Source organism: Bacillus sp. FSL R5-0585 (assembly GCF_038004545.1).
GTDB lineage: Bacteria > Bacillota > Bacilli > Bacillales > Bacillaceae_G > Bacillus_A > Bacillus_A cereus.
On sequence record NZ_JBBORJ010000001.1, the window covers coordinates 1,354,431 to 1,374,380 of the forward strand.

Genomic DNA, 19,950 nt, shown 5'->3' on the forward strand with positions numbered 1-19,950 from the left:
TATTTTATAATTTTAAATTATATGTTTGTTTCGAAAAACGGAATTTAAGTTCCGTAATTCGGAACGAAAGGGAGATAGAATGAGTATAAATAAAACGGCAGTTAAGACAATGGATATTTTAGAGTTGTTTTATGAGCATGAAGAGCTAAGTTTAACTGAGATGGTTCAGCTTACAAATATGCCGAAAACATCTGTTTATCGTTTAATTGGTTCGTTGGAAGAGATGGAGTTTTTACAAAAAAACGAAAAGGGGAAATATCGTTTAGGGGTCGTATTTTTACGGTTCGGTCAACTTGTTTCACACCGATTATCAGTAAGAAATATAGCAATTCCTTATATGAAAGAACTTAGAGATAGTTTAGGACAGGCAGTTAATTTAATAATTCAGGATGGAAATGACGCAATTTATGTTGAAAAAATGGAAGGTGTTCAGCCGGTACGCGTGTATACGGCGGTTGGAAGAAGAGCACCTCTTTATGCTGGCGCATGTCCAAGAATTTTACTATCGTATTTCTCTGAGGAAGAGAAACGGAGATACATAGAGGAAGTAGATTTAAAACAGTTTGCAGATGGAACAATCGTGGATAAGAAACAATTGTTAGAAGTGTTGCAAATGGCAAAAAAGGAAGGCTACACCATTAGTTATTCTGAGTTAGAAAATCATACAGCCGCGATAGCAGCACCCATTTTCGCGAGCGATGGAACGGTTGTAGCAGGCATTAGTATTTCGGGATTAGCAATTGAGTACAACGAAAGTAACATTTCATATTTTATTGCGAAGGTGAAAGAAACAGCGCATCGCATTTCGAAAGAACTCGGCTTTTTGGCATAGAAAGAGGGAGTAGGATGAAATTTTCTGCGTTAGGGGATCAAGCAATTATTGTTACATTTGGTGAAGAAATTAAGAGGGATATATATGAGAAAGTACAGCGGTTATTTCAAGCATTGCAGCAACATCCGTTTGCAGGAATGATAGAGTGCGTTCCGTCGTTTACTTCATTAGCTGTTTACTACAATGTATACGAAGTATGGAAGGGAAATGAGAGAAGTGAAAGGTCACATGATTACGTTCGCCAGTATATAAAGGAGCTGTGTGATTCTTATAAAGAAGAAGTAAAACAGGATGTGAAACATATCTCTATACCCGTTTGTTACGGGGGAGAATATGGACCAGATTTAGAAGAAGTCGCGCATTATCACGGTTTACAAGTAGAAGATGTGATTCGAATACATAGTGAAACTACATATTTTGTATATATGCTAGGTTTTACACCAGGGTTCCCGTATTTAGGAGGACTTTCAAAAGAATTAGAAACACCTAGAAAAGAAACACCACGGTTACAAATCTCTCCTGGTTCAGTAGGTATTGGCGGAAATCAAACAGGTATATATCCGCTTGAAACACCAGGAGGATGGAATATTATCGGCCGAACTCCTATTTCATTATTTAATCCGGAAGAAGAAATACCAACATATATTCAAAGTGGTATGTATTTACGATTTATTCCAATAACGAAGGAAGAGTACGTATCGCTTGAGGGGGCTAAAAAATGGATGTAGAGGTTTTGCATGCGGGAATGTTTACAACAGTCCAAGATTTAGGGCGATCTCATTATCAACAATACGGTGTGCCAGTTGGCGGGGTGATGGATCAAAGTGCACTTCGGATGATCAATATGTTAGTTGGTAATGAAGAGGATGAAGCCGGACTCGAAATTACGATTATGGGACCTAAATTGTTAATAAAGAAACCGACTTTACTTGCGATTGGCGGAGCAGACATGGAACCGTTATTGAATGGAGAACGTATCCCGTTATGGCGTCCCATTTTAGCGGAAGAAGGTAGTATGCTTTGTTTTGGAAAGGTGAAAAGTGGTTGCAGAGCGTATGTGACTTTTGCGGGTGGCATCCATATTGATCGCACTATGGGAAGTAAAAGTACGTACATACGTGCTGCGATTGGTGGTATAGAAGGAAGAATGTTGAAAAAGGGTGACTACTTCCAAATTGGTGCACAACCAGAAATGGCGAATTGTTTCATTCAAGACTTACAAAAAGATGAGCGAATAAAAACGAAATGGGCAATTAGCAACAGCGTACTACCAAAGTATAAGAAACATCCAAAGCTTCGTGTCATAACTGACTTTGAATACGATCAATTTACGGAAGAAAGTAGAAAGGCATTTTTTACGAAAGAGTATAAGGTATCTAATCATGCTGACCGTATGGGCTATAGGGTTGAGGGAGAAGTATTAAATAGGATTGAAGAAAAAGAGATTTTATCGAGTCCTGTTACATTTGGAACCATTCAAGTTCCTAATGGTGGACAGCCGATTATATTAATGGCAGATAGGCAAACGACAGGTGGCTATCCGAGAATGGGAAATATCATTTCAGTAGATTTACCTCTTCTTGCCCAGCTAAAGCCGGGGGACTATGTTTCTTTTGAGAAAATTACGCTTGAAGAAGCGGAACAATTGCACATAGAACAAGAAGTAAATAGGAATCTATTAAAGAAATTCATCGCTTTACGAAGCTGAGAGCAGGAGGGAAATATCATGACTACAATTGATTTGAATTGTGATTTAGGAGAAAGTTTTGGCGCTTATAAAATGGGGAATGATGATGAAATTCTTCCGTTCGTTTCCTCTATAAACGTTGCTTGCGGTTTTCATGCGGGTGATCCGTCTGTTATGCGTCAAACTGTTGAAAAAGCTTTGGAGCATAACGTAGCAATAGGGGCGCATCCTGGATTTCCTGATTTAATTGGATTCGGTAGAAGAAACATGAATGTTTCAGCAAGTGAAGTATATGATTATGTTTTATATCAAATCGGCGCATTAGAAGGGTTTGTAAAAGTGGCTGGAGGGAAGATGCATCATGTGAAACCGCACGGAGCTCTATATAATATGGCGGCGTCTAATCCGGAAATTGCAGATGCAATTGCAAAGGCAATTTATCATATAAATCCAAGTCTATTACTTTATGGATTAGCAAATAGCGAGGCGTTTATACAGGCTGCAGAAAAATACAAAGTAACTCTTGTACAAGAGGCTTTTGCGGATCGTACATATAAGCAAGATGGTACATTAACGAGCCGTACAGAAGAAAATGCGCTTATAAAAGATGAAGACGAAGCGATAAAGCAAGTACTTCAAATGGTGAAAGAAGGCCATGTAAATGCGGTCAATGGAGAGAAAGTAGCAGTTCAGGCGCAAACAATTTGTTTACACGGTGATGGGGAAAAAGCAGTGCAATTTGCAAAAAGAATATACAGAACATTCAAACTTAATGATATTTCTATTTGTGCACCGAAATAAAAAATAGGGGGAAGTGCTGGGATGATTAAATTAATCGGAATACTACTTGTTGCAGTGGGCTTTTTATTTAGATTAAATACACTTTTAGTAGTTATGGTTGCAGGTATTGTTACTGGTATGGTTTCAGGATTAAGTTTTTATGATGTGATCAGCATGTTCGGTAAATTTTTCATAGAAAATAGATATATGTCTATGCCAATTATATTAACTTTACCGGTAATCGGAATTTTAGAGCGTTACGGTTTAAAAGAAAGAGCAGAAGCACTTATAACGAAATCAAAAGGAGCAACAACTGGAAGAGTATTAATGTCATATTTTACGATAAGAGAATCATCAGCAGCACTAGGGCTTAATATTGGTGGGCATGCGCAAACAGTAAGGCCGCTCGTTGCACCGATGGCAGAAGGGGCCGCGCAAGGTAAATACGGTAAACTTCCTGAAAAATTAAGAGAAAAGATTAAAGCAAACGCAGCAGCTGCTGAAAATACAGCTTGGTTTTTCGGAGAAGATATTTTCATCGCAACTGGAGCTATTTTATTAATGAAAGGATTCTTCGATTCAGTAGGTATGCATGTCGGAGTATGGGATATGGCACTTTGGGGCATTCCGACAGCAATATCTGCACTTATTGTAAGCTGGATTAGATTTAGAAGGTTTGATAAATATATAGAGAAAACAATGAAGGCAGAAGGAAAAGAAGAGAAGGAGGCAATTTAATATGAACATCATCACAATGGATACAATCTATTATGTATTAGGGATAATCGTTGCTTTTATCGCTGTTCGTATCGCATTCGATCGTGAACATCCAAACAGATTCGGTTCTAGTTTATTTTGGGCATTGTTTGCAGTTACATTTTTATTTGGAAATGTAATTCCTTCGTTTTACGTTGGCTGTATCGTGCTCGCTATGGTCGTTTTAGCCTCGCTAAATAAAGTAACAAAATCAGAGGAAAAAGAAGTTCCAGTACAAGAACGTGTGAAACATGCTGAGAAATTAAAAAATAAAATTTTTATGCCTGCACTATTAATTCCTATTTTTACAATTATCGGTACGTTGACCTTAGGGAAAATTAAATGGGGAAATGTCTCTCTTGTTGATCCAGATAAAGTAACATTAGTTGCACTAGCGCTTGGTGCATTACTCGCATTTGTTGCGGCGATGCGTATTACAAAATCAAAAATAACAACACCTGTACAAGAAGGAAGCAGACTATTACAAGCTGTTGGCTGGGCTGTAATTTTACCACAAATGTTAGCAGCACTTGGCGGTATATTCGCGAAGTCTGGCGTTGGACAAGTTGTTTCAGACTTAGTCGGACAAGTGCTACCGACAGAGTATCCGTTCGTTGCCGTTATGGCGTACTGTTTAGGCATGATGCTATTTACAGTCGTAATGGGAAATGCATTCGCAGCGTTTGCTGTTATTACTGGCGGAATTGGCTTACCTTTAATAGTTCAAATGCACGGCGGAAACCCAGCAATTATGGCAGCGCTCGGTATGTTTGCTGGATATTGCGGGACGCTGCTTACACCAATGGCAGCAAACTTTAATATCGTACCTGCGATGCTTTTAGAGCTAAAGGATAAAAATGCGGTTATTAAAGCGCAAGTACCAATTGCTCTTTCAATTTTTATCATAAATATGTTTATTATGTACGGCCTAGTATATCGTTTCTAATTAGGAGGATAAAACTATGAAAACAGTATTATTAACAGGGTTTGATCCGTTCGGCGGAGAAAATATCAATCCAGCTTGGGAAGTAGCAAAAGGTTTGCATGAAAAAACAATTGGAGAATACAAGATAATAAGCAAACAAGTACCAACTGTATTTCATAAATCAATAAGCGTATTAAAAGAGTATATAGAAGAACTAGCGCCGGAAATTATTATATGCATTGGACAAGCTGGGGGCAGACCAGATATTACGATAGAACGTATCGCAATTAATATTGATGATGCAAGAATCGCTGACAATGAAGGGAATCAGCCGGTAGATGTACCGGTTGTAGAAGAAGGAGCGATTGCGTATTGGTCTACACTTCCGATGAAAGCAATCGTAAAAAAACTTCGCGAAGAGGGTATACCGTCATCTGTTTCACAGACGGCAGGCACATTCGTTTGTAATCACTTATTCTATGGACTTATGCATGAACTAGAGAAACATGATAAGAAAATAAAAGGCGGATTCATTCATATTCCGTTTTTACCAGAACAAGCGAGTAATTATCCAGGGCAACCGAGTATGTCACTTTCTACTATTCGTAAAGGGATAGAGTTGGCAGTTGAAGTAACGACGACCGTTGAGGTGGATATTGTAGAGGTTGGTGGCGCAACGCATTAAGTAAAATGAATTGTACAACACCTCCTGTAAACAACTGGTATAATAAGAATAGGAAAATACATAGAGGTGATTTTTGTGCAACAATTTGAAGAAGTACGTTCAATTTTAGAAAAAGCGAAGAAAATTACAGTATTAACAGGCGCTGGTGCAAGTACGGAAAGTGGTATTCCAGATTTTCGTTCAGCAAATGGATTGTATGCTGATGCGAATGTGGAGATGTACTTATCAAGAGGGTACTATAACCGAAGTCCGAAAGAATTTTGGAAGCATTATAAAGAAATCTTTCAAATTAATACGTTCCATCAATATAAACCAAATCGTGGCCATCGCTTTTTAGCTGAGCTAGAAGAACAAGGGAAAGATATTACGATTTTAACGCAAAATATTGACGGTTTACATCAATTAGGTGGCAGTAAGCATGTCATTGATTTACATGGAACACTTCAAACAGCACATTGTCCAAAATGTAAATCAGGCTATGATTTACAGTTTATGATTGATCATGAAGTACCGCGTTGTGAGAAGTGTAATTTCATTTTAAATCCAGATGTTGTTTTATACGGAGATACATTGCCGCAATATCAAAATGCTATCAAGCGTTTATATGAAACAGATGTGCTTATCGTTATGGGAACGTCATTAAAAGTACAACCTGTCGCTTCATTCCCGGAAATCGCAAAGAGGGAAGTAGGAGCAACAACTATTTTAGTAAATGAAGAGTTAACAGGACAGGAATATAACTTTGATTTTGTTTTTCAAAATAAGATTGGTGAGTTTGTTGAAGGGTTATCTTCAATGAAATAAGTTATCGAAAAAACTGAGGTATCTGCCTCAGTTTTTTATTTGAGTAATCACTGTTTTAAGCCATATGAAAACATTTTGATAATGTAGTAACAACATCTCTATAATTTATAAAAATCAATTTGCCCCATTTTTCTTTTAGAATAATATTCATGTTATTGTGCATTAAGGGAATGGTAATAAATAGGATATAAAAACAAAGAAACTGAAAATTAAATCTTTTATTTCTTTTATAATTAATATAAAATTCTATATATATCATATAAATAAATTTGATACATAATGATTTTGCGTAGAAATGTTAATAGAATGAAGCGAGGGAGCGAAATGAGACAGAAAAAGGAGCAGAAAAAACAATCGAAAAAGAAAAAGACTCATATTCCATTTCGGTTAAATGTACTATTTTTTATTGTCTTTCTTTTATTTTCAGCTATTATAATTCAATTAGGTAAAGTACAAATCATTGATGGAGAAACGTATAGAAATGAAGTAAATAAAAAGGAAGATGTAACGGTAAGCACTCCCGTTCCTAGAGGGAAAATGTTTGATCGGCAAGGTCACGTTATTGTAAATAATAAACCATTACGAACCGTTACATATACGAAAATGAGAGGAGTAGACTCGAAAGAAGTTTTACAAGTAGCAAGAGATTTAGCTAAGCTAATTGAAATGTCGCAAGAGGACATGGATAAGTTAACAGAGACAGATAAGAAAGATTTTTGGATGCAGTTAAATGAAAAGCGGGCAGCGGCGAAAGTAACGAAAGAAGATGAGAGTAAATTTAGAAAGCAAGAAATAGAAGGAAAAGAGTTAGATAAAAAAGTAGAAGAACTGCGCCGGGAAAGAATTACGCAAGAAGAATTAAATGAGCTTTCAAAGGAAGATATAGAAGTATTAGTAATTAAAAGCAAAATGAATGCGGGATATAAAATGACGCCGCAAATCGTTAAAAAAGATGTAAGTCAAAATGAATATGCTGTCGTTAGTGAAAGGTTGGCAAGTTTACCGGGGGTAGATACAACAGTAGATTGGGAACGTGAATACCCAAATGATAAAATACTGCGCTCTATACTAGGTAGCGTTTCTAATGAAAATGAAGGGTTGCCAAGAGAACAATTAGATTATTATTTAGTTCGTGATTATAATCGAAACGACCGTATTGGTAAAAGTTACATCGAAAAACAATACGAAGATGCACTACACGGAACGAAAGAACAGTCTAAAAATATTATGGATAAAACAGGGAAGATTGTTCGAACAGAAAAAGTGACTGAAGGAAAAAGTGGAAATAACTTGATGTTAACAGTCGATATGGATTTACAGAAAAGAGTAGAGGGAAGCCTTGAAAAGAATTTACGAGCCTTTCATGCTGCAGAGCCGATGATGGATCGTGCGTTCGTAGTAATGATGAATCCGAAAAACGGTCAAATTTTATCAATGGCAGGAAAGAAAATTGTAAATAAAGATGGCGGTATGCAAATAGAAGATTATGCATTAGGAACGATGACAAGTTCTTATGAGTTAGGGTCAACTGTAAAAGGGGCTACTTTATTAACTGGATATCAAACAGAAGCGATTAAGCCGTATACACATTTCTTTGATGCACCAATGTATTTTAAAGGAAGTTCTAAGCCGAAGAAATCGTGGAAAGAATTTGGGGATATTGATGATTTAAGAGCTTTGCAAGTGTCATCGAACGTTTATATGTTTAATACGGCTTTAAAAATGGCAGGCATTAATTATGTCCCAAACAATCCACTAGACATTAAACAAGAAACATTTAATAAAATGCGCTACTATTTTAGACAATTTGGCCTAGGTGTGTCGACTGGTATTGACCTGCCAAATGAATCAATTGGTCAAGTAGGTAGAACTGATAACATACCCGGATTTTTACTTGATTACGCGATTGGACAGTATGATACATATACGCCGCTTCAGCTTGCGCAATATATTTCCACAATTGCAAATGGCGGTTACCGAATGAAACCACAAATTGTACAAGAAGTTAGAGAGCAACCGAATAGACCAGAGGATGTAGGAAAAGTCGTTCGGTCGATTGAACCAGTTGTATTAAATCGAGTGGATATGGACACTTCGTACATTAATCATGTAAAAGAAGGATTTAGAAGAGTTTTTCAAGAAGCTGACGGAACAGGTACCGGAACGTTTAAAGGTCTACCATATAAACCAGCGGGAAAAACAGGAACAGCTGAGACAGTATATGGTGGAGAAAGTGATATTGGAAGAGATGAGAACAACAACCGAAAAAAATGTTATAATTTAACTCTTGCCGGTTATGCACCATATGATGCGGATCCGGAAGTAGCTTTTTCAGTTGTTGTACCATGGGTGAATGATGATAAATCAGGAATTAATTCTGCGATTGGTAAAGAGATTTTGGATGCGTATTTTGAATTAAAAACAAATAGATCAAATACAAATTCAATTCCAGTAGAACAACCGAACAAGGCACAGTAAAAATAGTATCACTGCATGGAAACATATTGTGCAGTGATATATTTTTTGAGTTAAAAAGCGCTTTATAAGGTGGGAATGGATATGAAAAAGGAAATTAAGAGAGGCTGGGGAAAGTACATACTATTTATATTGGTGATGGTAATAGGCTACCATTCTTTTACTTTATGTAAAGTGGAAGGGGAATCGATGCAGCCGACTTTATATGAAGAAGATTACGTATTTGTAAATAAAGCGGTAGTACGTCTTTCTAATTTACAACACGGAGAAATTGTCATTATAAAGGAAGCGGATGAATCGAAATATTATGTGAAACGTGTAATAGGGCTTCCGGGTGATGTAATTAACATAACGAACGGAAAGGTATATGTGAACGATAAAAAGCAAGAAGAACCATATACGAACAAAGATTTATTTAACAACACACAAGTGTTTTATAACTTTCAAAAGACAAAAATTCCGCCAAATAAGTTATTTGTAATGGGAGATAACCGCGAAGTAAGTAGAGATAGTCGCAATGGCTTAGGATATATTGAAGAAGATAACATAATTGGCAAGGTGGAATTTGTATATTATCCTTTTTCAAAAATGAAAATGATAGAATAAGTGGGGGATGAGCAAAACCCCACTTATTAAAGTTTTACTTTATTTTCTTTAAAAAACCTTTTGGATTAAATGATATGAAAAATTTATGTTTAGACTCGTCGATTATGAAGTTATTGTTTTTAGTTAAAAACTCTTCCACAGCTTCCATCGGGCCAGGACCCCAATCGGGAAGAAGCGGATTTCCATTAATGGAGGTATCTTCTACAATTATATAACTGCCAGTAGTGACGATAGATTTATATAGTAAGAGTTCTTTGGATACATGCTCTTTACTATGATCAGAATCTAAAATAACTAAAATCACATCATCAGGTTTGCGCATACTTACTATTGTTTGGATGGCCTGCACAGAAACAGAAGATGTTGTTAAATACGTAATCCGATTATGTGATGGCCGATTTGGCTGCGGAGTTATATCGATAGTAAGTACGTGACCTTTTCCAATTAAATCTAACATAGAAGCTAAATACAGTGCACTACCACCGTGAAAAGTCCCGCATTCGATAATTAAATCGGGCTTTAATTCATAAATGATTTCTTGATACAAAAAGAGATCAGAGGGAAGTTTACAGATTGGAACTCCAAACCAATGTGTATCTTTTAACCACACAAGGCTGTCGTAATATTGTTTTAGAAATTCATTGCTTATAGTATCGATTTTAAATTCTCCTTTCTAAAAAGACTTCTCTCGTTTGACGTAACGTGTTTACGCATGAAAGTTGTACTATATATTATGTAGTAAGGAATTGTAAGGCGAGTGTTTTTACTTGAAAATAAGCCAAATAACTCATGTGGAAAATGAAAGGAAATGATCGTATGTACAAATACACAATTTGCTTTATTAGAAAAAGCGATAAAATACTGCTATTAAATAGAAATAAAAAGCCGAATATGGGGATGTGGAATGGTGTTGGAGGAAAAATAGAAGAGAATGAAACGCCATACGAAGGAATAATTAGAGAAACGTTTGAGGAAACGGGCATAGAACTTTCAAGTGTAACGTATAAAGGGACTGTTGGTTTTAAAGGTAAAGATGAGCCCCAGGCTAGTGAAGGAATGTATGTGTTCGTTGCTGATTTGCCAGATGGAATGCAAATGAACACACCATTACGTACGGCTGAAGGGTTATTAGAATGGAAAGAAATTGATTGGATATTAGATGGTAATAATAGAGGAGTAGTTAGCAATTTACCAAAATACTTACCGACAGTATTAACAGAAGAAAATAAGTTAAAACATATATTCACGTACGATAACCGGAATATTATTAATTACACAACTGCATGTTTGACAGAAGATGATGCGAACAAGCGATATGAAAAACAACTCATTTCTCAATAGAAGAGGAAAGTGAAAAATCACGTTTTTGTTCTCATTATATATGCGAAGTGATTATATGCTTCAGAAATACAATTCATTGGTCATAATTGTAATATGTATGATATAACTTTTCTTATGGTGAAAGAGTAGAGAACATACGTAAACGGAACAAAAAAGAGGTGGCTTTGCCACCTCCTTTCCGTTAGTCACGAATCGCCTTAATGATAAACCGATGTTGCTTCACATCAAAATAATCTTTTTGTAAGATGATTTCATGTATACGATATAATTCCTCATAATACCTTTTGACAGTAAAATCAGAAATTTGCCATGGAATTGCTTTTAAATAATAGACGATAGCGCCAATATCATAAAATCGTTGGAAAGGGAATTCTTCTTTTGCTTCTAAGATAGTAAATCCGTTTTCCTGTAGTTCATTACATGCCGCTTCAAGCGACCAACTTGCAAATTCACTATTTAGTGGTGTGTCAAATTGGTCATTAAGTTCCGCACAATCGAGACCGCCAACTTGTTGTGTAAGAAATGTTCCATTTGGAGAAAGAATTCTTTTTACTTCAGAAGCAGCATATGATTCATGTTGGTTTAGGATTAGATTAAACTGACCATCTTGAAATGGCAATGCAGTATCATCGTTCACCTCTACAACAGTAACCCCTAAAGGCTCTAATTTCTTTCGAGCAATTGGCACGTTTGGAGCGTAGCCCTCAGTAGCATAAATAGTTGACGGGAACGGTTGTAACATAGATAAAAATTCTCCGCCGCCAGTTCCCATATCTAGCATTGATTTAGCGCGTTGCATAAGCTGGAAAGCAGTACTGCCGTACGACCACGATAAAGGCTCGCTCTTCATTCGACCCGTTTCTGAAATAAAAGAAAAATCCCAACCGCTAAAGTTTGTATTAGCACTTTCTAATAAAGTTAAAAATAATGGATCACGTTTCATAATTGTATCCTCCTATTTTGTAAGTAAATGATATGGTGAGAAAAGAAAAAAGGAGGACCTCTTATGAAAGGGGAACAGTTTTACGTTTCGTGTTCGAATAGATTCATATAAATTTGCTCCTTGTGAGAATAGTAATTTATATATTCGGGATAATCGAGTGGAAATCCTTTGAAATTATAGGAGAAGGTAGTTGTTTGATGAAAGATTGGATGGAGTGTACAGAAAAAGGGTGCACTCAAACTTTAGAAAAGGTATTTAGTAAACTTAAATTTCCGCCCAGCCCTTTTATGAGATATGTGATATTTCTCACTACTATTAAGTAACAATAAAGTCGTACTGTTTATAAAAGAAGTGACGTTTTTGTATCCCTTTGGATTTACTTATCTATGGGATAAGTAAAGAAGTAGACATATAAACTGAATATAAAAATGTTTTAATTCTTTGGAAACATTCCATAATTTAGCATTGTTATATATGGAATAATTTATTTGTACGAAAAGAGGAATAAGATGTTTATACAAAAGTATAAGGGTTTGATGCTAGGGATAGTTGGTGCTGTATTAGGAGTAATATCCTTTGTTTATTTTAAAGATTTAGATTATATATAAGACGGGCCTTAAGTTATTATCTGTAACATTAATCATTATAGGTCGGATTATTGCCTGTGATTTGACCCGTTTCAATAAAAAAGAGAATAATAACGTATAAGATTATTATTATATAAATTTAGCTTGTTGAGCATGGGGAATACTAATCTTACAAAATTGTAAGATTAGAAGTCACATAGTTAGATAGAAGTCATTAACTTATGAAAAAAACTCATCTATAATCCAGATATAAATCATTTACTAAAGGAGTATTCTAATGAAAAAAATTATAAGTTATACGGTTGTTATTGCTATTTTTATAGGAATAGGATTAGGAGTAAAACGTTATGTGCAAGGTCCAGGACAACCAGTCGATGGGATTCTAGTTAGTGGTACTGCAACTGACGTAGAAAAAGTTAAACAAGAGTTTAAAGATGACACTAAACAATCAATAGACTATAAGGTAAAGTACGTCACAACAACAAAAAGGATTCCATTATCAGAAGAAGATAAGAAACAAAATGATACAAATGAAGAATTTGAAATCAACACTACAGAATATGCAGTTATTAATAGTTCTACCGCGGTAAAATTATTTAATAAGGGACTTCTAAGAGCTAGAAAAGATCCAAATTCAGCATCTATTATTTCTGAGAGGGTGAAAGATAAAAATAAAGTATCTAGTGATCAGAATCTATTATTTTCTTATGCGGGTGATAATTCAACGGTTGATAATTTTGAAAATAACCAGTTGAATTTGAACGGTAAGATGGTATCTGCCCAGTATGTTAAACAGCAAATTTGGATTGGGTATGTTCCAATGAATCTTGTTATTCTAAACGACCAAGAATATAATACAATTTCTGAATCAGAGTCAATAATGAAATTGATTCAATTTCAAAAACGTAATTTTGATTATAAAAACAAACAAGAAGTAGACAAAGTTTTACAACAGATTGATAAGCTCTCTTCGAATAATCAGAATAAAATAAACTTTGTAGAGGTACAAGACTAAATTAAAATGAAAATAAGGTGATATAAATGGAAATCGTAAGAATAGAAAATGTAGTCAAAAGTTATGGTGAAGGAAATAGTAGGGTAGATGCTTTGAAGGGCATAAATCTTTCTATACAGCAAGGGGAATTTGTTTCAATCGTAGGAGCTTCTGGCTCAGGTAAAAGTACATTGTTGCATATTTTGGGAGGGTTGGACCGTCCGAGTTCAGGACAAGTATTTATTGGAGAGAACAATATTTATAATTATTCAGATAATGAACTTTCGATATTTAGAAGAAGAAAAGTTGGTTTTATATTTCAGTTCTTTAATTTAATTCCTGTATTGAATGTGCAAGAGAATATAGCTTTGCCCACTTTACTAGATAATGAACCTGTAGATAATCCTTATATGGACGAAATTATTGAAATTCTGGGACTTCATGAAAGACGAAATCATTTACCATCTGAATTATCAGGGGGTCAGCAACAACGGGTTTCAATTGGGAGGGCACTTATAAATCGCCCACATTTAATCTTAGCTGATGAACCTACAGGAAATCTGGATACTCAAAATACAAAAGAAGTCATGGATTTATTAAGATTGACAGCAAAAAAATATAATCAAACTATTGTATTGATTACTCACGATTTAAAAATTGCATCAACTTCTGACCGTATTATTACAATTGAAGATGGCCAAATCATTTCCGATCAGTGGCTATCCACGAATAAGCCTAAGACGGGAGGAAACTAATCTTGATTGGTAATTATAAACAATTAAGCAGGAGATACTTAAAGGGAAATAAGAAACGAACAATTTTAACTTTGATAGGAATCGTACTCTCTGTCTCGTTAATTTCTACAATCGGCCTATTTATGAACGGTACTCAGATTTCTCAAATCGAGAATACGAAAAAGAGGCAAGGGTATTCTTTTCATGCCGTTGTATTAAATTACGATGAATCGATATTGAAAAAAATTAAATATAACCCGCAAATTGAATCATTTGGTTTAATGTCACAGGGAGAAACAGTCCAAGTTGGAGAGGCTGCTGTACAAATGAATTTTGCTGATGATAACTCCTTGAAATTTTTAAAATACAGTATTATTAAGGGCAGATTGCCATCTAATGATCAAGAAGTTGCTGTTGATCCCTGGGTATTACCTTATATAAAAGAAAATATTCAAATAGGTGATTCATTCGAATTAAATGAAAAAAAATACAAATTGGTTGGTTTTCTAAGTGATAGTACATATACACAGGAAAATAAGGTGGGACGGTTACTAACCTATAAGAGTAAGTTTAGCGCTGGTGAAGGAAAAATATTAGTTGGAATTAGCTCAAAAGCAAACTTTAATGAGGTTTTAGAGGGACTCAAGACCATTTCCGGAGAGAATAATATTAATATAAGTAATGAATTAATTCAATTAGAGAAACCAGGTTACAATAATTCGATTATGGCTACGCTAATTATTACAATCAGCATTGTTGTGATAGCGACAATTGTTGTGATTTACAACGCTTTTCAAATCAGTGTCGTAGAACGAACGAGGCAGTTTGGCTTGTTGAGAAGCATTGGTGCAACACGAAAGCAAATTAGACAAATCGTTCTGAGAGAAGCTACTTTTCTGGCTGTCATCGCTATACCAATTGGAATTATATGTAGCCTAATAGCACTTGCCTCTCTGCAGTTCACTTTTTCACTTTTAATGGAAAATAGTAAAGCGGTCTCAATATTTTATGTCGATTGGAATATTTTACTAATCAGTTCGATTATTACCTTGCTTTCTGTAATAGCGTCAAGTTTGTACCCAGCTTATTTTGCAGGGAAAATCTCCCCTTTGTTGGCGATTAGTAGCAGGTTGTCAATTAAAAAGGAACAAATCAAAAAACAAAAGAATTCCATGGTGAAAAAACCTTTATCTATTCCTTTGAGCATGGCTATGAAAAATGTTAAGCGAAATAAAAATCGCTATACTATTACAATCTTATCAATTATTATAAGTAGTGTGTTATTTATTACTTTCTCGTATTTAATGAGTGTTGCATTTGCATCTAAACCTTTTGATAAGTTATCTGTTAAATCGGATATTACAATTAAGATAGTGGATAATAATCCAGATCATTTAGCTGAAAGTGAACAAGTTTTGCATCAATTGAAATCACTTGAAAATATATCTAAAGTATACGAAAAAAAGGAGAATAGCTTTGAAACTAAATTAAAGGATGTAACTCAATCTTCCGCGACAGTAAAGGAAATAGAAAACACGATTGGAAAAAGCTATTCCATTACAATCGTAAATAATTATCAAGAAAATAAAACAAAAAAAGAAGAAAAACTTACTTTACAAGTGCTTGCATATGGTTTCATCACAGTCATTTCTTTAATTAGTATCGTTAATATCCTCAATACTATAACTATAAGTATCATGACTAGACGAAAAGAATTGGCCGCTTTGAAATCCATTGGTATGTCACAAAAGGATTTGAAAAAAATGATTACCTATGAAGCTTTGATTTACGGTTTTTCTGGAAGTTTACAAGGAATCTTTTTTGGCTGTATATTGTCTTATATTATATATTTAGCTATATCTGATATGTTGAAAATGACATGGACAATTCCCTATGAGGCTTGTATCATTACGTTTGTTTCAGCTTTAATAATTAGTTATTTATCAGTCTTAAATCCATTGAAAAAAATTCAACAAGATAATATTATTGATAATATCAGAGAACAATAATATTATAAGCCTGGCTAGATTATAGCCAGGCTATTGTAATTGGAATATAAGCTAGGGGAAAAAGGAGAGGGCATACTTGAATAAAAAAATATTACTAGTTGAAGATGATGAAGCTCTTGGCATAGCCATCGAATTTTCATTGAGAAATGAAGGTTATGAGGTGATTAGAGCGTCCAGTGTAAAAGAAGCTAAACACCAGTTTGTTCACAATACATTTGATTTGTCCATCCTTGATATCGGCCTACCAGATGGTAATGGTTATGACTTATGTTTGTATTTTAAAAAGAAAAACGAGAATTCGATTATTATTTTCTTAACTGCACTAGATGAAGAAGCAAATGTGGTAATGGGGCTGGATATAGGCGGTGATGATTATATAACCAAACCTTTTCGGGTTAGGGAACTCATGGCCAGAGTGAAAGTACAATTACGTAAACAAGCGTCGCTAGAAACGCCATCTCAAATTTTAAGATCTGAGAATATAAGAATCGATACGAACCTAGTCAAGGTTTATAAAAATTGTGAAAGTATTACATTGACGAATTTAGAATACAAGCTGCTATTGAATTTCATGAAGAATTCTCACAAAGCATTAAAAAGAGATGAACTCCTACAACAAATAACAGAAGGAGAAAATGTTTTTTTTGATGAAAACACATTATCTGTATACATAAAGCGTTTAAGAGCTAAAGTTGAAGACAATCCTCAAAAACCACAGTTTATCGTTACCGAAAGAGGATATGGTTATCGTTGGAGCAAGGACGTGATTGGGTGAGCAAGATAATGAAAAATACCGAGTTAAAAAGCTATATGACGATACTAGCCGTCCTTTTATCTATATTTGTGATTTACCAATTTATTATTCAACAATTATTTTATGATCATTTGAAAAGAGACTCTATTGCAACATGGGGGGAAATTACAGCTAGGTTGGTAGAGCAGAATCCAGAAAATGAAGCGGAAATTATGAAAGTCTTATCAAGTCATTCGTCTCACTCAAGTAAATACCAGGAAAAAGGGACAGAGATCCTAAAGCAATATGGATTATATGAAGACTTGGATTCAAAATTTTTTCCTCACTTAAATAATCTAATTATTAATCACAATCAATTTATGATGTGGGGATTGATTGCTTTTGGATTTTTACTTTTTGTTGCAAACTACATGCAACAAAAAATTATTTTCAATAAGATTAGCCAGCTTACTAGAGCTGCAAAAAAGATAATCGAGGGAGATTACTCGGTTGTCATCAATGAAAATAAAGAGGGGGATTTCGCGAAACTGGCGATTTCATTTCGTTCAATGAGGGATATCATTAGAAAAAATATGCATGATTTGCTTGAAGAGAAACGGTTTTTAGGAGAAATGTTGCAGGATATATCTCATCAGTTAAAAACGCCGCTTTCAACTATTTCTATCTATAATGAAATGTTGTTAAATGAGAAACTATCCCGAGAGCAACAAGCTCAATTACTACAAAATAATGATATTCAGATTTCTAGAATGAATGTCTTAATTCAGAATTTGTTAAAAGTAGCAAAAATTGATGCGAAAGCGATTTCGTTTGATAAAGAGCCAGGGGACTTAGTAGATACGACTGAGGAAGTACTAAATCGCTTGCAAAGCATGATAAGTGATAAAAATATTTTGATTGATTGGAATGCACCAAGAGAAATAGTCGTTATTCACGACAAATTATGGATGCAGGAAGCTTTGTTAAACCTGTTGAAGAATGCAATCGAACATTCTAAACCCGGTGGTAAAATAATGATTCAGGCCAAAAATTCTCCAATCTATACAGAACTAGTAATCCAAGACTTTGGAGAGGGAATTTCAGATGAAGAATTACCTCATATTTTTGAACGATTCTATAAATCAAGTAGTTCTAAAAAGCACGGATCGACCGGAATTGGATTGGCACTTGTCAAAGCTATTATAGAGGCACATCACGCCTTAATTACAGTTGAAAGTGAAAAAAATGCTTATACAAAATTTACAATTATTTTTATGAAATTTTAATAACAGTTTGGTATATATTTTAATCTTTTTAATATAAAGGGGTTTTTTTATGTTTAATAGATTGAAGTGTTTTCTTTTATCTGAGAAAGAAATAGTTGATACTGTGAAAAAATACAAGGAGGAAAAAATACACGTTTCCATAATAAAAGATTTTTTAGGGGATTTAATCTTAATAAGAACTTTTACATTTTTAATGTTTGTTCCAATATCAACTTTTATTTTTTCAGTTATAATTTATGGAGCTGTTTTCTTTTTATCAGGCATTAAGATTACTGTTTGGGGCATCACTATAATGTTATTAGTTCCAATAACATTACTTTTCTATATGAATATAATTAATACATCAATTATTATTACTGATTTAGTGAGAAAATTTTTATTAACCATAAAATATCTAAATCCATTTTACTCAATCATAAATAAACCTTGGCTCTTTATTTTTGAATTATTAATTGGTTTTTTATATGTATTTCTGCTATCTTTATTTTCTATTTGGATAGTATTACATTCATTAGAAATAGATTTTTCTGAATTTAGTTCGGAGGATAATCGAAGTTTTCAATTTTCAATTATTATTTTACATACAGCAATTTATTTGTTTATAAGAGTTCATGGCCAGTATTGTAAGACAACTAAGCAAAAAATTAAAAAGTTGAAAATGAAGTTTTATTTATGGTTTTGTTCTATGATTGCAAGTATTGTATATATATTTGAATCACTCTTTAATTATATGAATGGAATCCAAGCAATTTATTTTATTTTTGTTTTAATGATTGCTTTAGAAAGAACAGTGACACATTATAAGAAATTTATAGATTTTTTAGAATGTGAAAATTTGTATGAAAAATATTTTTAGAGAGAAAAGTCTTTTGAAATATAAAAAGTTATACCTACTAAATACTGGACGAGTAGAAAAACGCTATTCTTTTTCTAGAATCATAGGAAAGGATAGCGTTTTTGTTTAATATACTCAAAAACAAAAATCTTTTGGTAAAGTACCATTTTTAATAACTGTTCTTAACCCATGTTTTATAATCCAAGGATTAATAGGATGCTGTTTATCACGTAATTGCTGTAACCATTGAAAAACGAGTTCTTTATCTTCTTTCGTAATATCGTTAATATGATTGGCTACAGATTTTTGAACATATTTAGAAGGGTCATTCATTAATGGTTCAAGAAGTTGTAAATTGTTCTTAAAATCACCTTTCAGAGCTCCTGTTTTTTTAGCCCAAGGAAGCCTTGGTCTTGTACCTTCAGAAATTAATCTCCTAATGTGGCTGTTTTCGTCATGAATCCACTGTTGTAATATGTTTAGTGTATCTTCATGGTATGTTTCAAGAAAGGGCCGAATGGCATATTCAGCAGTATTTCTTTTCGTTATTTCATACATGGCGTTGAATGAGGTTTCAAAGTTGTTAAGTCCATATTTTTCAACGTATTTTGCAAGAGGCATGTACATATATCCCTTTGTAAACGTGCCTACTTCTGTTGTATTTTCTGGGCCTAATGTTTTTAGTAATATATGTATTGCTTCATTAAAATCTTTTTGTAATGCATTATGTAATTCATCTGCTATTACTTCAATACGCTGCTTTAACTCTAAATTTTCAACTTTACATGTTACGGAAGATACAAAGTTTCTTTTAGAGAAAGTAGGATCGTGTTTACAAATAGAATCAGCCATTTTTTCTGCTAATTCTTCGTTAAATAAAAATTTTAACGGAACATATTTACCCATTTTTTCACCTCGGTGGTCAAATGAAAACAATT

20 protein-coding genes are annotated in these 19,950 nt (G+C 34.1%); 17 read left to right on the forward strand and 3 right to left on the reverse strand.

Going from position 1 to position 19,950, the window contains the following annotated elements:
• Positions 1-79 precede the first annotated feature (79 nt).
• The 10 genes from MKY38_RS07015 (at position 80) to lepB (ending at position 9,550) form a co-directional block, all read left to right on the forward strand.
• Entirely contained in the window at positions 80-832 is a 753-nt protein-coding gene (locus MKY38_RS07015; RefSeq protein ID WP_000026361.1) for an IclR family transcriptional regulator, read from the forward strand.
• Between the two features lie 14 nt (positions 833-846).
• Positions 847-1,560 carry a 5-oxoprolinase subunit PxpB gene (pxpB, locus tag MKY38_RS07020; RefSeq protein ID WP_000672280.1) on the forward strand — a complete coding sequence of 238 codons (714 nt, stop codon included), beginning with the start codon at positions 847-849 and terminating at the stop codon, positions 1,558-1,560.
• Positions 1,551-2,540: a 5-oxoprolinase subunit C family protein gene (locus MKY38_RS07025; RefSeq protein WP_114555946.1), complete on the forward strand. Its 990-nt coding sequence runs from the start codon at positions 1,551-1,553 to the stop codon at positions 2,538-2,540. Before pxpB ends, MKY38_RS07025 begins: the two co-directional genes overlap by 10 nt.
• Positions 2,541-2,558: 18 nt before the next feature.
• Positions 2,559-3,320 carry a 5-oxoprolinase subunit PxpA gene (pxpA, locus tag MKY38_RS07030; protein WP_114555947.1) on the forward strand — a complete coding sequence of 254 codons (762 nt, stop codon included), beginning with the start codon at positions 2,559-2,561 and terminating at the stop codon, positions 3,318-3,320.
• A 21-nt stretch (positions 3,321-3,341) separates the two neighbouring features.
• Complete coding sequence (locus MKY38_RS07035; protein WP_000593392.1) at positions 3,342-4,037, forward strand: DUF969 domain-containing protein; 696 nt, start codon at positions 3,342-3,344, stop codon at positions 4,035-4,037.
• Position 4,038: 1 nt separating this feature from the next.
• The gene (locus MKY38_RS07040) at positions 4,039-5,001 is read left to right on the forward strand and encodes a DUF979 domain-containing protein (protein WP_001021658.1); all 963 of its coding nucleotides are present in this window, start codon (positions 4,039-4,041) and stop codon (positions 4,999-5,001) included.
• Between the two features lie 16 nt (positions 5,002-5,017).
• Positions 5,018-5,665 (forward strand): pyroglutamyl-peptidase I, encoded by a 648-nt coding sequence (gene pcp / locus MKY38_RS07045; RefSeq protein ID WP_078384907.1) that lies wholly within the window; start codon positions 5,018-5,020, stop codon positions 5,663-5,665.
• Between the two features lie 75 nt (positions 5,666-5,740).
• Positions 5,741-6,469, forward strand: coding sequence for an NAD-dependent protein deacylase (locus tag MKY38_RS07050; protein WP_114555948.1), 729 nt, complete (start codon positions 5,741-5,743; stop codon positions 6,467-6,469).
• Positions 6,470-6,793: 324 nt separating this feature from the next.
• Complete coding sequence (locus MKY38_RS07055) at positions 6,794-8,947, forward strand: peptidoglycan D,D-transpeptidase FtsI family protein (RefSeq protein WP_137050096.1); 2,154 nt, start codon at positions 6,794-6,796, stop codon at positions 8,945-8,947.
• An 81-nt stretch (positions 8,948-9,028) separates the two neighbouring features.
• Positions 9,029-9,550 (forward strand): signal peptidase I, encoded by a 522-nt coding sequence (lepB, locus tag MKY38_RS07060; RefSeq protein WP_016122761.1) that lies wholly within the window; start codon positions 9,029-9,031, stop codon positions 9,548-9,550.
• Positions 9,551-9,584: 34 nt separating this feature from the next.
• On the opposite strand, the gene MKY38_RS07065 is transcribed toward lepB, so the two are convergent.
• The gene (locus tag MKY38_RS07065) at positions 9,585-10,208 is read right to left on the reverse strand and encodes a cephalosporin hydroxylase family protein (RefSeq protein WP_277543272.1); all 624 of its coding nucleotides are present in this window, start codon (positions 10,206-10,208) and stop codon (positions 9,585-9,587) included.
• Between the two features lie 140 nt (positions 10,209-10,348).
• Here MKY38_RS07065 and MKY38_RS07070 point away from each other — a divergent pair, with 140 nt between their 5' ends.
• Positions 10,349-10,891 (forward strand): NUDIX hydrolase, encoded by a 543-nt coding sequence (locus MKY38_RS07070; protein ID WP_251199672.1) that lies wholly within the window; start codon positions 10,349-10,351, stop codon positions 10,889-10,891.
• Between the two features lie 181 nt (positions 10,892-11,072).
• Here MKY38_RS07070 and MKY38_RS07075 read toward each other — a convergent pair whose 3' ends face one another.
• Positions 11,073-11,834 (reverse strand): class I SAM-dependent methyltransferase, encoded by a 762-nt coding sequence (locus MKY38_RS07075; RefSeq protein ID WP_341048516.1) that lies wholly within the window; start codon positions 11,832-11,834, stop codon positions 11,073-11,075.
• Between the two features lie 864 nt (positions 11,835-12,698).
• On the opposite strand from MKY38_RS07075, the gene MKY38_RS07085 reads away from it, so the two are divergent.
• The 6 genes from MKY38_RS07085 (at position 12,699) to MKY38_RS07110 (ending at position 19,033) form a co-directional block, all read left to right on the forward strand.
• Complete coding sequence (locus MKY38_RS07085) at positions 12,699-13,436, forward strand: lipoprotein BA_5634 family protein (protein WP_046392843.1); 738 nt, start codon at positions 12,699-12,701, stop codon at positions 13,434-13,436.
• Between the two features lie 26 nt (positions 13,437-13,462).
• Positions 13,463-14,170 carry an ABC transporter ATP-binding protein gene (locus MKY38_RS07090; RefSeq protein ID WP_000407086.1) on the forward strand — a complete coding sequence of 236 codons (708 nt, stop codon included), beginning with the start codon at positions 13,463-13,465 and terminating at the stop codon, positions 14,168-14,170.
• Between the two features lie 2 nt (positions 14,171-14,172).
• Complete coding sequence (locus MKY38_RS07095; RefSeq protein ID WP_065224599.1) at positions 14,173-16,158, forward strand: ABC transporter permease; 1,986 nt, start codon at positions 14,173-14,175, stop codon at positions 16,156-16,158.
• Positions 16,159-16,234: 76 nt separating this feature from the next.
• Entirely contained in the window at positions 16,235-16,933 is a 699-nt protein-coding gene (locus tag MKY38_RS07100) for a response regulator transcription factor (protein WP_001035094.1), read from the forward strand.
• Between the two features lie 8 nt (positions 16,934-16,941).
• Positions 16,942-18,177 carry a HAMP domain-containing sensor histidine kinase gene (locus MKY38_RS07105; protein ID WP_065224598.1) on the forward strand — a complete coding sequence of 412 codons (1,236 nt, stop codon included), beginning with the start codon at positions 16,942-16,944 and terminating at the stop codon, positions 18,175-18,177.
• Positions 18,178-18,226: 49 nt separating this feature from the next.
• Positions 18,227-19,033, forward strand: coding sequence for a hypothetical protein (locus tag MKY38_RS07110; protein ID WP_070179884.1), 807 nt, complete (start codon positions 18,227-18,229; stop codon positions 19,031-19,033).
• A 114-nt stretch (positions 19,034-19,147) separates the two neighbouring features.
• Here the strand turns inward: MKY38_RS07110 and MKY38_RS07115 are convergent, their stop codons facing one another.
• Positions 19,148-19,918: a DNA alkylation repair protein gene (locus tag MKY38_RS07115; protein ID WP_065224596.1), complete on the reverse strand. Its 771-nt coding sequence runs from the start codon at positions 19,916-19,918 to the stop codon at positions 19,148-19,150.
• Between the last annotated feature and the right edge of the window lie 32 nt (positions 19,919-19,950).

Excerpts from the sequence above, each read along its gene's own strand:
- MKY38_RS07015 (WP_000026361.1), top strand. The coding sequence starts at position 80 with ATGAGTATAAATAAAACGGCAGTTAAGACAATGGATATTTTAGAGTTG.
- pxpB (WP_000672280.1), top strand. The coding sequence starts at position 847 with ATGAAATTTTCTGCGTTAGGGGATCAAGCAATTATTGTTACATTTGGT.
- MKY38_RS07025 (WP_114555946.1), top strand. The coding sequence starts at position 1,551 with ATGGATGTAGAGGTTTTGCATGCGGGAATGTTTACAACAGTCCAAGAT.
- pxpA (WP_114555947.1), top strand. The coding sequence starts at position 2,559 with ATGACTACAATTGATTTGAATTGTGATTTAGGAGAAAGTTTTGGCGCT.
- MKY38_RS07035 (WP_000593392.1), top strand. The coding sequence starts at position 3,342 with ATGATTAAATTAATCGGAATACTACTTGTTGCAGTGGGCTTTTTATTT.
- MKY38_RS07040 (WP_001021658.1), top strand. The coding sequence starts at position 4,039 with ATGAACATCATCACAATGGATACAATCTATTATGTATTAGGGATAATC.
- pcp (WP_078384907.1), top strand. The coding sequence starts at position 5,018 with ATGAAAACAGTATTATTAACAGGGTTTGATCCGTTCGGCGGAGAAAAT.
- MKY38_RS07055 (WP_137050096.1), top strand. The coding sequence starts at position 6,794 with ATGAGACAGAAAAAGGAGCAGAAAAAACAATCGAAAAAGAAAAAGACT.
- lepB (WP_016122761.1), top strand. The coding sequence starts at position 9,029 with ATGAAAAAGGAAATTAAGAGAGGCTGGGGAAAGTACATACTATTTATA.
- MKY38_RS07070 (WP_251199672.1), top strand. The coding sequence starts at position 10,349 with ATGAAAGGAAATGATCGTATGTACAAATACACAATTTGCTTTATTAGA.
- MKY38_RS07075 (WP_341048516.1), bottom strand. The coding sequence starts at position 11,834 with ATGAAACGTGATCCATTATTTTTAACTTTATTAGAAAGTGCTAATACA.
- MKY38_RS07085 (WP_046392843.1), top strand. The coding sequence starts at position 12,699 with ATGAAAAAAATTATAAGTTATACGGTTGTTATTGCTATTTTTATAGGA.
- MKY38_RS07090 (WP_000407086.1), top strand. The coding sequence starts at position 13,463 with ATGGAAATCGTAAGAATAGAAAATGTAGTCAAAAGTTATGGTGAAGGA.
- MKY38_RS07105 (WP_065224598.1), top strand. The coding sequence starts at position 16,942 with ATGAAAAATACCGAGTTAAAAAGCTATATGACGATACTAGCCGTCCTT.
- MKY38_RS07110 (WP_070179884.1), top strand. The coding sequence starts at position 18,227 with ATGTTTAATAGATTGAAGTGTTTTCTTTTATCTGAGAAAGAAATAGTT.
- MKY38_RS07115 (WP_065224596.1), bottom strand. The coding sequence starts at position 19,918 with ATGGGTAAATATGTTCCGTTAAAATTTTTATTTAACGAAGAATTAGCA.